At 70.4% G+C, this 12,425-nt stretch carries 13 protein-coding genes and 1 tRNA gene; 7 read left to right on the forward strand and 7 right to left on the reverse strand.

The window, feature by feature from the left end; genetic code table 11:
* Nucleotides 1-14: 14 nt before the first annotated feature.
* Genes KV394_RS14535 through KV394_RS14545 form a run of 3 tightly spaced genes read right to left on the reverse strand, consistent with a single transcriptional unit; the run spans nucleotide 15 to nucleotide 1,322 of the window.
* A complete protein-coding gene (locus KV394_RS14535) occupies nucleotides 15-395 on the reverse strand; it encodes a YchJ family protein (RefSeq protein ID WP_247981755.1) in 381 nt (126 codons plus the stop codon).
* Entirely contained in the window at nucleotides 395-772 is a 378-nt protein-coding gene (locus KV394_RS14540) for a hypothetical protein (protein ID WP_136036158.1), read from the reverse strand. Before KV394_RS14540 ends, KV394_RS14535 begins: the two co-directional genes overlap by 1 nt.
* 25 nt (nucleotides 773-797) lie before the next feature.
* Nucleotides 798-1,322: a PadR family transcriptional regulator gene (locus tag KV394_RS14545; protein ID WP_247981756.1), complete on the reverse strand. Its 525-nt coding sequence runs from the start codon at nucleotides 1,320-1,322 to the stop codon at nucleotides 798-800.
* A 71-nt stretch (nucleotides 1,323-1,393) separates the two neighbouring features.
* On the opposite strand from KV394_RS14545, the gene KV394_RS14550 reads away from it, so the two are divergent.
* Nucleotides 1,394-2,233: an aldo/keto reductase gene (locus KV394_RS14550; protein ID WP_136036160.1), complete on the forward strand. Its 840-nt coding sequence runs from the start codon at nucleotides 1,394-1,396 to the stop codon at nucleotides 2,231-2,233.
* Between the two features lie 12 nt (nucleotides 2,234-2,245).
* Here the strand turns inward: KV394_RS14550 and KV394_RS14555 are convergent, their stop codons facing one another.
* Nucleotides 2,246-3,082, reverse strand: a complete 837-nt coding sequence (locus tag KV394_RS14555; RefSeq protein ID WP_136030234.1) for a helix-turn-helix transcriptional regulator — start codon at nucleotides 3,080-3,082, stop codon at nucleotides 2,246-2,248.
* A gap of 100 nt (nucleotides 3,083-3,182) precedes the next feature.
* Between KV394_RS14555 and KV394_RS14560 the strand changes: the two genes are divergently transcribed.
* The gene (locus tag KV394_RS14560) at nucleotides 3,183-3,947 is read left to right on the forward strand and encodes an SDR family oxidoreductase (RefSeq protein WP_247981757.1); all 765 of its coding nucleotides are present in this window, start codon (nucleotides 3,183-3,185) and stop codon (nucleotides 3,945-3,947) included.
* A 32-nt stretch (nucleotides 3,948-3,979) separates the two neighbouring features.
* Here the strand turns inward: KV394_RS14560 and KV394_RS14565 are convergent, their stop codons facing one another.
* The 3 genes from KV394_RS14565 to KV394_RS14575 form a co-directional block, all read right to left on the reverse strand.
* Entirely contained in the window at nucleotides 3,980-4,933 is a 954-nt protein-coding gene (locus KV394_RS14565) for an L-lactate dehydrogenase (protein WP_136036162.1), read from the reverse strand.
* 63 nt (nucleotides 4,934-4,996) lie between these two features.
* Nucleotides 4,997-5,884, reverse strand: a complete 888-nt coding sequence (locus KV394_RS14570; protein WP_247981758.1) for a TIGR01777 family oxidoreductase — start codon at nucleotides 5,882-5,884, stop codon at nucleotides 4,997-4,999.
* Between the two features lie 28 nt (nucleotides 5,885-5,912).
* Nucleotides 5,913-5,985: transfer RNA gene (locus tag KV394_RS14575), tRNA-Val, on the reverse strand.
* A gap of 153 nt (nucleotides 5,986-6,138) precedes the next feature.
* On the opposite strand from KV394_RS14575, the gene aceE reads away from it, so the two are divergent.
* From aceE to KV394_RS14600, 5 genes are all read left to right on the forward strand, one after another.
* Nucleotides 6,139-8,865 carry a pyruvate dehydrogenase (acetyl-transferring), homodimeric type gene (aceE, locus tag KV394_RS14580; RefSeq protein WP_136030225.1) on the forward strand — a complete coding sequence of 909 codons (2,727 nt, stop codon included), beginning with the start codon at nucleotides 6,139-6,141 and terminating at the stop codon, nucleotides 8,863-8,865.
* Between the two features lie 31 nt (nucleotides 8,866-8,896).
* Nucleotides 8,897-10,093 carry a PucR family transcriptional regulator gene (locus KV394_RS14585; RefSeq protein ID WP_136030264.1) on the forward strand — a complete coding sequence of 399 codons (1,197 nt, stop codon included), beginning with the start codon at nucleotides 8,897-8,899 and terminating at the stop codon, nucleotides 10,091-10,093.
* 94 nt (nucleotides 10,094-10,187) lie between these two features.
* On the forward strand, nucleotides 10,188-11,108 hold the full coding sequence (locus KV394_RS14590; RefSeq protein ID WP_247981759.1) for an ACP S-malonyltransferase: 921 nt from the start codon (nucleotides 10,188-10,190) through the stop codon (nucleotides 11,106-11,108).
* Nucleotides 11,105-12,106: a beta-ketoacyl-ACP synthase III gene (locus KV394_RS14595; RefSeq protein ID WP_136030221.1), complete on the forward strand. Its 1,002-nt coding sequence runs from the start codon at nucleotides 11,105-11,107 to the stop codon at nucleotides 12,104-12,106. The genes KV394_RS14590 and KV394_RS14595 overlap by 4 nt, the downstream gene beginning before the upstream one ends.
* A gap of 69 nt (nucleotides 12,107-12,175) precedes the next feature.
* Nucleotides 12,176-12,424: an acyl carrier protein gene (locus KV394_RS14600; protein WP_136030219.1), complete on the forward strand. Its 249-nt coding sequence runs from the start codon at nucleotides 12,176-12,178 to the stop codon at nucleotides 12,422-12,424.
* Nucleotide 12,425 lies beyond the last annotated feature (1 nt).

Below are 12,425 nucleotides of genomic sequence, written 5' to 3' on the forward strand. Positions count from 1 at the left end.
CCGTCGTCCGGGCCTCAGCCGATGACGCCGTCGACGTAGAGCCACGTGCGGCCCTCGCGGACGAATCGGCTGCGCTCGCGCAGGGAGCCGCGCTCGGCGCCGTGCCGCCAGAACGCCTCGAACTCCACGACGCCGTCGCGGTCGAGCGGTCCCCCGGCCACGCGGTCGACGATCAGCAGCCGACGCCACTCCAGACCCCGGTCGAACTCGACGTCGCGGGGCCGCGTGCTCGGATGCCAGGTGCGCAGCAGGTACGCGGCGTCCTCCCGGGAGAAAGCGGTGTAGCGGGAGCGCATGAGCCGCTCAGCGGTCGGAGCGGGCGCACCTCCGAGAAGGGGCGCGCAGCACTCGTCGAACGGGTTGCCGGAGCCGCAGGGGCAGCGTGCGGACGACATCACGAGAGCGCGACGATCAGGGTCATGCCTGCCAGCATCACGCACACCGGGGTCATGGTCCACCGTTCCGCGGGACTCCGCGAGATCGCATTGAGCAGGATCCCGATCACGAAGTACGCGAACAGCACCCAGCACAACACGACGACGACGGGCAGCTCACCCCCGGCGATGACTCCCGCACGGCTCAGCAGCAGTGCGGCGAACCCGGCGTAGAGGACGACCGAGACGATGCTGCCGACGCGGAGCCGCACGGGCAGAACGCGGTGCGCACCGCCCCAGGCGAAGCGGCCGAGCGGCGCGCCGAAGATGAGGGCGACCTGGAACAGCGTCAGAGCCGCGAGAAGGACGAGGGCGCCCGTCAGAGCGACGGCGAGCATGCGGAGACCTCCAGGGTGTCGGGAGTCATGCGGACAGGTCGAGATCGTCGAGCCAGGAGAGCGCGAGCCCGTGCGAGCGGAGACCGTAGTCGAGGGTCGCGCGACGGAAGCGGTACAGCTCGCGCACGGCCTCAGGCACGTCGGTCGCATCGAGCTCCTCCGCCAGGGCGGCGAGCCGGGACTGGTCCTCCGCGATCCGTGTGCGGATGACCTCGACGCACAGCGCACGCTCCGCGGGCGGAAGGTGTCCCAGGAGGTGGATCCGCGCGAGCATCAGGGGCTCGGGGTCGGATCCGGTGAGCGGCGACGTCATCCACGTGTGCCAGGACCGACGCCCCTCCGCCGTCACGCGGTACAGCTTCCTTCCCCGACCGTTCGCGGCCGCCTCGTCCACGCGTGCCCAGCCCTGCGACTCGAGCTGACGGAGGGCGCGCTGGATGCTTCCGAAGCTCGCGGCGTAGAAGAGCGAGATCCCGGCGCGGAACCGCTTGTGCACGTCGTAGAGCGTGAGCGGAGCGTCCAGAAGGATCCCGAGGATGAGGAACTGCATGCTCCAGATATACCCCTTAGGGATATTGCGGACAAGGCCTACGCTGAACACAAGCCACCGAAGGAGCACCGATGCCCGCCATCCCCACCGTCACCGCCCACAACGGCTTCACCCTCCCCGCGATCGGGCTGGGCACCTATCGCCTCGACGGCGATGCGGGAGCCGACGCCGTCGCCGCGGCCATCGGCGCGGGCTACCGCCTCATCGACACGGCCTTCAACTACGAGAACGAGGGGTCCGTCGGGCGCGGTGTCGCCGCCGCCGACGTCGACCGCGCCGAGATCATCGTCACCACCAAGCTGCCCGGCCGACACCACCCCGCCGACCGGGCGCGGATCAGCATCGAGGAGAGCCGCTCCCGGCTCGGGCTCGATGCGACCGATCTCCATCTGATCCACTGGCCGAACCCGCACCAGGACGAGTACGTCCCCGCATGGACCGCGCTCGTCGAGGCCCAGTCCCGCGGCGTCGTGCGGCAGATCGGCGTGTCGAACTTCCTGCCGGAGCACCTGGAGCGCATCGAGAGGGAGACCGGCGTCCGCCCCGTGGTCAACCAGATCGAGGTGCACCCGTACTTCCCGCAGGAGGAGCAGCTCGCCCACCACCGCGCCCAGGGGATCATCACCGAGGCGTGGAGTCCGATCGGTCGGGCGAAGGCGCTGCTCGACGAGCCCGTGATCAGGGAGGTCGCCGCCGCACACGACATCGCACCGGCGCAGGCGGTGCTGGCCTGGCACGTCGCCCGGGGGACCGTGGCGATCCCCAAGGCCTCGTCGCTCGCTCACCAGCTCGACAACCTCGCCGCGGCGGAGATCGTGCTCGACGACGCCGAGGTGGCCGCGATCACCGCGCTCGGTCGCCCCGACGGACGGCTCTTCGACGCGGACCCCGCCGTCCACGAGGAGTCCTGACCGCGGGAGCGCTCAGACGGTCTGCGTCCCCAGCACCCGCAGGAACTCCAGCTTGCCGGCCGCCTCGCTCCCCCGCGGCGCGGTCAGCACGATCAGCGCCTGCGACTCGTCCTCCGTGAACAGCGCCTGGCAGTCGACCTCGATCTCGCCGAGCTCCGGGTGCACCATCACCTTGTGCTGCTCGAAGCGACGGCTCACCTCGTGCGCCTCCCACAACCGCACGAACTCGTCGCTCATGGCCGAGAGGGCCGTGACCATCTCGCAGGCGCGGGAGCGCGCACCGGGGACCGCGTGCGCGGCCCTGAGCGTCGCCACGAGAGACCGCGACTGCCGCACGTGATCGACCTCCCGATAGCGGAGGCGCTCCGTCTCCGGGGAGGCGAACCAGCGGTAGATCCCGCTGCGATCCATCCCGGTCAGGCTTCCCGCATCGCCGATCAGCGCCCGGGAGGCGTCGTTCTGCACGAGCACCTCGTCGAGCACCGACACCACGAACGCCGGCGTGTCGTGCAGCCGGTCCAGCACCCGGAGGATCCCCGGCCGCACGTAGTCGGTCGCCGTGACGCGATCCGGGGCGCTGTGGCCGCTCAACCGGAACAGGTAGTCGCGCTCGTCCTCGGTCAGCCGCAGCGCCCTGGCGAGCGAGCCGAGGATCTGCACGCTCGGCTGTGGTCCCCTCCGCTGCTCCAGGCGTGCGTAGTAGTCCGTCGACATCGTGGCCAGCTGGGCCACCTCCTCGCGCCGCAGACCGGCGGTTCGGCGGCGCGCTCCCGCGGGCAGCCCCACGTCGGCGGGCGTCAACGCCTCCCGGCGGCGCAGCAGGAAGTCGGCCAGCGCATCACGATCCATTCCTGAAGTATCCCCCCGCCGCGGCACCCGAACCAGGGATCGGCGGTCCCTGGACGATCCCTCTCTGGAGCGTCCAGCCGCCGCCGTCGACGCTGGAACCATGGACATCACCGGAAACACCATCTTCATCCCCGGCGCGACCAGCGGCATCGGCCTCGCGCTGGCCCTCCGACTCCACGAACGCGGGAACACCGTGATCGTCGGCGGGCGCCGCGCCGACCGGCTCACCGCGATCGCCGACGCACACCCCGGCATCCACACCGTGCAGATCGACACCGCGGACGCCGACAGCATCCAGGCAGCCGCCCGCACCGTCCTCGCCGAGCATCCGGCGCTGAACGTGCTCGTCACCATGGCGGGCATCATGCGCGCCGAGGACTGGCGCTCACCCGACGGCTTCCTCGCGACCGCCGAGGAGATCGTGACCACCAACGTCCTCGGGCCGATCCGTCTGATCGCCGCGTTCGTCGCGCACCTCCGCGCGCAGCCCGCCGCGACGATCATGACCGTGACGTCCGGGCTCGCGTTCGTCCCGCTCAAGGCGACGCCGACCTACAACGCCAGCAAGGCTGCGATCCATATGCTCAGCGAATCCCTCCGCCTGCAGTTCGCCGGCACGAGCATCTCCGTCGTCGAGCTGGAGCCGCCGGCCGTGCGCACCGCTCTCATGCCCGGGCAGGAGCAGGACGAGTCGGCGATGCCTCTCGACGAGTTCGCCGACGAGGTCATGGCGCTCATCGAGACCGACCCGGAGGCGCCCGAGGTGCAGGTCGAGCGCGTCAAGTTCCTGCGCCACGCCGAGGCGAGGGGGGACTACGCCCGCGTCGTCGCCGCGCTCAACAGCACCGATCGTCACGCCCGCTGAGGCCGGGGCGGTGCCCGCGCACCGCCCCCAGTTCACGCCTGCAGGGACCCCGCGACCGCGGTGAGAGCATCGGCCGACTGCCGCAGCTGCTCCAGCTCGCGCTCCGAGAAGGAGGTGGCGCGGATCGGCTCGGCCCCGGCGGCGCTCACGATCGACGGTACCGACAGGGCGACGCCGTCCAGGCCGTGGAAGTCGCGCAGCACCGTGCTCACCGGCATCACGGCGTGCTCGTCGCGGAGGATGGCCTCCACGATCCGCGCGCTCGACAGCCCGATCGCGTAGTTGGTCGCCCCCTTGCCGCGGATCACCTTGTACGCGGCGTCGCGCACCTCCACCGCGATCTCGTCCAGCTCCTCCAGCGTGAACCGCGGGTGTCCTGGCGTCTCCCACTCCAGGATCGGCACCGTGCCGATCGTGGCGCGGGACCACAGGGGGAACTCCGTGTCCCCGTGCTCGCCGATGATGTGCGCGTGCACGCTCGCAGTCGACACTCCCGCCCGCTCGGCGAGCTTCCATCGCAGACGCGACGTATCGAGCACCGTGCCGGAGGCGAAGATCCGCTCCGGCGGCAGCCCCGTCTCCTGCTGAGCGATCACGGTGAGCACGTCGCACGGGTTCGTGACGATGACGTACACCGCGTTCGGTGCGACGGCGAGCAGGTCGGGCATCATGCGCCGGATGATGCCCGCGTTCACCCCGGCCAGCTCGGTGCGGGTCTGCCCCGGGTTCTGCTTGGCCCCGGCGGTGATGACCACCACGTGCGAGCCGGCCGCGACCGAGATGTCGCTGCCGCCGACGATCGCGCTCGACCCGGTGAACTGGGTCCCGTGGGCGAGGTCGAGCACCTCGGCCTCGACCTTCTCGGTGGCGATGTCATAGAGCGCGACGTGACGGGCGGAGCCGCGGATCAGTGCGGCGTACGCGACGCTGGAGCCGACGCTCCCCGCACCCACGACCGTGAGCTTCGAGTTCTCGATGATCTCCATGCGCCCATACTGACAGCGGGCTCGTCGCTCCGGGAGGGGGCGAGCCGTGCGAAAGCGCGCAGGTCAGACCGCCGCGGCCACCGCATCCGCCGCGGTCCGGTGGGTGAACCGGAACCCCGAGCGCTCGAGCACCTCCGGGCGCACATCGGCATCCGGCAGCAGGAGCGAGTCGGCCGCGTCCCCGAGCGCCAGGCGCAGCGCCCACCGGGGAGCGCGGAGCCAGTACGGGCGATGCATCCGCGCGGCGAGGGCGCGTCCGATGTCATTCATGGTTGCGGGCGTCGGACCCGCGAGGTTCACCGGACCGGTGAGCTTCGCGTCGAGCGTGTGCCGGATCGCCCGCACCTCGTCCTCGAGCGAGATCCAGGGCCACATCTGCGTGCCAGGGCCCAGCGGTCCCGCGACCCCGAGCCGGGTGAGCAGCACCAGCGGCCGCAGGACGCCGCGGCGATGGATCACGGGGGCCGTGCGCAGCAGCGCGACCCGGGTGAGGTCCTCCACCCGTCTGGCCTCGGCCTCCCATCGCACGCAGAGGTCGGCGAGGAACGTGTCGCCCGGCCGCGAGTCCTCCGTGAGGGTCTCCCCCGGCGCGGAGCCGTAGTAGCCCACGGCCGACGCGGAGACCAGCGCCGGAGCGTCGGAGCCGAGCGAGCGCAGCGCCGTCGTGAGGGTGTGCGTCGCATCGAGCCGGGACTCCACCAGCTCCCGGCGGTACCGCAGCGTCCACGGGAGCCGGCCGACGCTGGCACCGCCCAGGGCCACGACCGCCTCCGCACCCGCGAGCACGTCGGGGTTGAGGGAGCTCACACCGGGCATCCACTGATGCTCGCCGTCCTCCCGGGGCGGGTGACGCACGAGCGTGTCGACCTCGATCCCGTCGCCTCGCAGCGAGGCCGCGAGGGCGGAGCCGATCAGGCCGGATGCCCCGCTGATGACGATGCGTCGCGCCATGGTCGCTCCCCCGGTCTCCTCGAGACGGTGGGCCCTGCCGGGATCGAACCGACGACATCCACGGTGTAAACGTGGCGCTCTACCAGCTGAGCTAAAGGCCCTGGTGCGCTCAGTCTATCCGGCGGCGCATGCGCACCCACGTCGTGGAAGAGGGATAGGCTGAGGTCGGCGCGCGTTGTGCACGGCCGACAAGGCTGCCCGTGTCGCTTCCCGTTTCCTTGGCATGACCTGCCAGCTTGACGAAAGGTTCCCCCGTGACCGTCCACGACCAGGATCCGTACTCTCAGGGCCCCCTCGACAGCGATCCGGAGGAGACCGGCGAGTGGCAGCAGTCGCTCGATGAGCTGGTGGATGCCAAGGGACACGGCCGCGGCCGTGAGATCATGCTCAGCCTGCTCAAGCGCTCCAAGGAGCTGCACCTGAACGTGCCGATGGTCCCCACCACGGACTACATCAACACGATCGCTCCGGAGAACGAGCCGGAGTTCCCCGGCGACGAGGAGATCGAGCGCCGCTACCGCGCCTGGATCCGCTGGAACGCGGCCATCACGGTGCACCGGGCGCAGCGTCCCGGCATCGGTGTCGGCGGTCACATCTCCACCTACGCCTCCTCCGCCGCCCTGTACGAGGTGGGCTTCAACCACTTCTTCAAGGGTGCAGACCACCCCGGCGGTGCCGACCAGATCTTCATCCAGGGTCACGCCTCCCCCGGCACCTACGCCCGCTCGTTCCTCGAGGGTCGTCTGACCGAGGACCAGCTCGACGGCTTCCGCCAGGAGAAGTCGCACGCCCCGAACGGCATCCCCTCCTACCCGCACCCGCGGTTGATGCCCGAGTACTGGCAGTTCCCCACCGTGTCGATGGGACTCGGCCCGATCAACGCGATCTACCAGGCGATGTCGAACAAGTACCTGGAGAACCGGGGCATCAAGGACACCTCGCAGTCGCACGTCTGGGCCTTCCTGGGCGACGGCGAGATGGACGAGGTCGAGAGCCGCGGTCAGCTGCAGGTCGCGGCGAACGAGGGCCTCGACAACCTGACCTTCGTCGTCAACTGCAACCTGCAGCGTCTCGACGGCCCGGTGCGCGGCAACGGCAAGATCGTGCAGGAGCTGGAGTCGTTCTTCCGCGGTGCCGGCTGGAACGTCATCAAGGTCGTCTGGGGCCGCGAGTGGGACGACCTGCTCGCCCGCGACACCGACGGCGCGCTACTGAACCTGATGAACGTCACGCCCGACGGCGACTACCAGACCTACAAGGCGGAGTCGGGCGCATACATCCGCGAGCACTTCTTCGGGCGCGACGAGCGCACCGCCGCCCTCGTCAAGGACTACTCCGACGACGACATCTGGAACCTCAAGCGCGGCGGCCATGACTACCGCAAGGTCTACGCCGCGTTCAAGGCCGCGACCGAGCACAAGGGCAAGCCGACCGTCATCCTCGCGAAGACCGTCAAGGGCTACGGGCTCGGCCCGCAGTTCGAGGGCCGCAACGCGACCCACCAGATGAAGAAGATGACGCTGGACAACCTCAAGACGTTCCGCGACGCGATGCACATCCCCATCACGGACGCGCAGCTCGAGGAGAACCCGTACCTTCCCCCGTACTACAACCCGGGACCGCAGGACGAGACGATCCAGTACATGCTGGAGCGCCGTCGCGCGCTGGGCGGCTTCCTGCCGGAGCGCCGCTCGACCCACGTGGGGCTCTCGCTCCCCGAGGAGAACGCGTACGCGCTGCCGAAGAAGGGCTCGGGCACGCAGGAGATCGCCACCACCATGGCCTTCGTCCGCCTGCTGAAGGACCTGCTGCGCTCGAAGGAGTTCGGTCACCGCATCGTGCCGATCATCCCCGACGAGGCGCGCACGTTCGGCATGGACGCCTACTTCCCGACCGCGAAGATCTACAACCCGAACGGTCAGCACTACACGTCGGTCGACCGGGAGCTGCTGCTCGCCTACAAGGAGAGCCCGCAGGGCCAAATCGTCCACGTCGGCATCAACGAGGCGGGCGCCCTCGCGGCCTTCACCGCGGCCGGCACGTCGTACGCCACGCACGGCGAGCCGCTGATCCCGATCTACATCTTCTACTCGATGTTCGGCTTCCAGCGCACGGGCGACGCCCAGTGGGCGGCGGGCGACCAGATGGCACGCGGCTTCATCATCGGCGCGACCGCCGGACGCACCACCCTGACCGGTGAGGGCCTCCAGCACGCCGACGGCCACTCGCACCTGCTGGCCGCGACCAACCCGGCCACCGTGTCTTACGACCCGGCCTACGGCTACGAGATCGCGCACATCGTCCGCTCCGGTCTGGAGCGCATGTACGGCGGCGAGCACGAAGACCCGAACGTCATGTACTACCTCACGGTGTACAACGAGCCGATGGTGCAGCCCGCCGAGCCGGCGGACGTGGACGTCGACGGCATCGTCCGCGGCATCCACCGCGTCTCGGTCGGCGAGGGCGACGGGCCTCGCGCCCAGCTGTTCGCGTCGGGCGTGGGACTGCCGTGGGCGATGGAGGCGCAGGAGCTGCTCAAGAACGACTGGGGCGTGATCGCCGACGTGTGGTCGGTCACCTCCTGGACGGAGCTGCGCCGCGACGGTCTCGCCGCCGACGAGCACAACTTCCTCCACCCCGAGCAGGAGCCGCGCACGGCGTACCTCACGCAGAAGCTGCAGGGCGTCGAGGGTCCGGTCGTGGCGGTGAGCGACTTCATGCACGCCGTCCAGGACCAGATCCGTCCGTGGGTGCCGAACCGCTTCGCCACGCTCGGCGCCGACGGTTTCGGCTTCTCCGACACGCGTGCCGCTGCTCGTCGCTTCTTCAAGATCGACGGTCCGTCGATCGTGGTGCGCACGCTGCAGTCGCTCGCGGAGGAGGGCACGGTCGACCGTTCGCTCGCCGCGCAGGCCATCGAGAAGTACCGTCTGCACGATGTGAACGCCGGCACCAGCGGTAACGCAGGCGGGGAAAGCTGAGCCTTCGGTGACACCGTCGTCTGCCGCCGGCATGGACAAGGCCGCGACACTCACCTGGCTGCGCCGGATCTCCGGTGACATCGCCTCGGTGACGATCAAGCGGCTGGAGGACACGCTCCCGTGGTACGCCGACATGCCACCGGCCCGCCGTTCTGCGGTCGGGCTGGTGGCGCAGGCGGGCATCACCTCGTTCATCCAGTGGTACGACGACCCCACCTCGACCCCGTGGATCGCGGCGGACATCTTCGCCGCCGCGCCACGGGAGCTCCTGCGCAGCGTGAGCCTGCAGCAGACGCTCCAGCTGATCCGCGTGACGGTGGAGGTGACCGAGGAGCGCGTCGCCGGCAAGGGTGAGCATCTCCGCGAGGCCATCCTGCTGTACTCGCGCGACGTCGCGTTCGCCGCGGCCGACGTGTACGCCCGCGCCGCAGAGGCCCGCGGCCTGTGGGATGCGCGCCTCGAGGCACTCGTGGTGGACTCGATCCTCACGGGAGAGGCCGACGAGGAGCTGCCGAGCCGCATCGCCGCCCTGGGCTGGCACGGACACGGCGAGGTCGCGGTGCTGGTCGGCACGACGCCTCCGCAGTTCGATGTGGACCTCGTGCGTCGGACGGCGCGGAAGCTCGCGGTCGACGTGCTGATCGGCGTTCAGGGCTCACGGCTCGTCCTGGTGCTCGGCCGTGCCCGCGTGGCCGGACAGGAGGGCGAGGACGAGGAGCTGGGCTTCCAGGAGATCGCCGCCCGGCTCGAGCCGTCGTTCGGGCCCGGCTTCGTCGTGCTCGGACCCGCGGTCGCCGCCCTCGTCGATGCGAGCCAGAGCGCCAGGGCGGCCCTCGCCGGCTTCGCGGTGGCTCGCGCCTGGCGGAGCGCACCGCGACCGGTGGAAGCCGACGACCTGCTCCCCGAGCGCGCTCTGGCGGGCGACCCCCTCGCGAAGCAGACGCTGGTCGAACGCATCTTCCGCCCACTGCAGGCCCATTCGACCGATCTGGTGACGACGCTGTGGAGCTACCTCGACAACGGCCGCTCGCTGGAGGCGACCGCGCGCGAGCTGTTCGTGCATCCGAACACCGTGCGCTACCGCCTCAAGCGCGTGAGCGAGGTGATCGGGTGGGACGCCACGGGCCCGCGCGAGGCCCTCATCCTGCAGACGGCCCTCATCCTCGGGTCCATCGGTGCCGCGGAGCAGGTGCGTCGCCGCCCGTCCGCACGGCGCCCGCCGCGGTGACGCCGCCGGGCCCTGTGCGCCACACACAAGGGATCCTCGCAATCTTGTGATGGATCATCCACCGCTCGTCGGCAATCGTTGGCAGACTGGGTGGGTGATTGTCGTCGTCTGCCCTGGACAGGGCTCGCAGACCCCCGGTTTCCTCGCCCCCTGGCTCGACCTCGACGGCGCCGAGGAGCGTCTCGCCTCCTTCTCCGAGGCGGCCGAGGTCGACCTCGGCACCCACGGCACCGAGTCCGACGCCGACACCATCCGTGACACGCGCATCGCGCAGCCGCTGATCGTCGCCGCGTCGCTCCTCGCCGGAGACGCCCTCGTGCAGCGGTCCGGCCGCCGTGCGGACGGCATCGCCGGTCACTCGGTCGGCGAGGTCGCCGCCCTCGTGGGCAGCGGGGTGATCGACGAGACGACCGGCATGCGTCTGGTGGGGATCCGCGGCCGCGCGATGGCCGATGCCGCCGCGCAGACCCCCACGGGCATGAGCGCGGTGCTGGGCGGCGACGAAGACGCGCTGCTCGCCCGCCTGGCCGAGCTCGGCCTGTCCCCCGCCAACTACAACGGCGGCGGCCAGATCGTCGTCGCCGGACCGCTGCCGGCACTGGCCGCCCTGGCCGAGGAGCCGGTGAAGGGCACGCGCGTGGTGCCGCTGCAGGTCGCCGGCGCGTTCCACACCTCGTACATGGGCTCGGCGGTCGCCGCGCTCCGCGACGCGGTGGCCGACGTGTCCCCCGTCGACCCCGACATCACGCTCTGGACCAACCGCGACGGCTCCGTGGTCTCCGACGGCGCGCAGGCGCTCTCGTATCTCGTCGACCAGGTGTCGTCGCCGGTGCGCTGGGACCTCTGCATGGCGTCGTTCGCCGAGGCGGGCGTCACCGGGGTCATCGAGCTCGCCCCCGCCGGCGCCCTCGTCGGCCTCGCCAAGCGCGGGCTCCGTGGTGTGCCGACCGTCGCCGTCAAGACCCCCGAAGACCTCGACGCAGCCGTCGCGCTGCTGAACGGAGACGCCGCATGAGCGCCACGCTCGCCCAGCTCACCGGCCCCGCGTACACCCGCATCTACTCGTACGGTGCCGCGCGCGGCGAGAACGCCGTCCCGAACGACGACCTGATCGGTCCGATCGACTCGAGCGACGAGTGGATCCGCCAGCGCACCGGCATCGTGACTCGCGTGCGCGCCGACAAGGGAACGGATGCGATCGACCTGGCCACCGCCGCGGCCGCCGAGGCCATCGAGAAGTCGGGCGTCCCCGCCGACCAGGTCGACCTCGTGATCGTCGCGACGATCAGCAACCCGAAGCAGACGCCCTCGGTCTCGGCGATCGTCGCCGACCGCGTCGGTGCGAACCCGGCGGCCGCCTACGACATCAACGCCGCCTGTGCGGGGTATGCGTACGCGATCGCGCAGGCCGACGCGCTCATCAAGGCCGGTACGGCACGCCACGCTCTCGTGATCGGCACCGAGAAGCTGTCCGACGTGGTCGACCCCACCGACCGCAGCATCTCGTTCCTGCTCGGCGACGGTGCCGGCGCTGCACTGATCGGCCCCAGCGAGACGCCGGGCATCTCCCCCGCCGTGTGGGGTTCGGACGGCTCCAAGGCCGACGCCGTGGGCATGAACGCCACCCTCACCGAGTTCCGCGACGGCGAGGTGCCGTGGCCCACGCTGCGCCAGGAGGGCCCGACCGTCTTCCGCTGGGCGGTGTGGGAGATGGTGAAGGTCGCCCGTGAGGCACTGGACAAGGCGGGCGTGACCGCGGAGGACCTCGCCGCGTTCATCCCTCACCAGGCGAACATGCGCATCATCGACGAGTTCGCCAAGCAGCTCGGTCTGCCGGAGACCACGGCGATCGCCCGCGACATCGAGACGACGGGCAACACCTCGGCCGCCTCCATCCCGCTCGCGAGCCACCGCCTCCTCGCTGAACACCCCGAGCTTTCGGGTGGGCTGGCGCTGCAGATCGGCTTCGGCGCCGGTCTCGTGTTCGCCGCACAGGTCGTCGTCCTCCCCTGAGTCCGCGCCGACCTTCCCTAGACTGTTCCACGGTTCCTAATACACCCCGTAAGAAAGAGGAAGACCACCATGGCTTTCACCAACGATGAGGTCCTCTCCGGCCTCGCAGAGCTCATCACCGACGAGACCGGCATCAACGCCTCCGAGGTCGCCCTGGAGAAGTCGTTCACCGACGACCTCGACATCGACTCGATCTCGATGATGACGATCGTCGTCAATGCCGAGGAGAAGTTCGGCGTGACCATTCCCGACGACGAGGTCAAGAACCTCAAGACGGTCGGCGACGCGGTCAACTTCATCGTCGCGGGCCAGGAGTAAC

Origin of the sequence: Microbacterium sufflavum, assembly GCF_023101165.1 — a bacterium.
Lineage (GTDB): Bacteria > Actinomycetota > Actinomycetes > Actinomycetales > Microbacteriaceae > Microbacterium > Microbacterium sufflavum.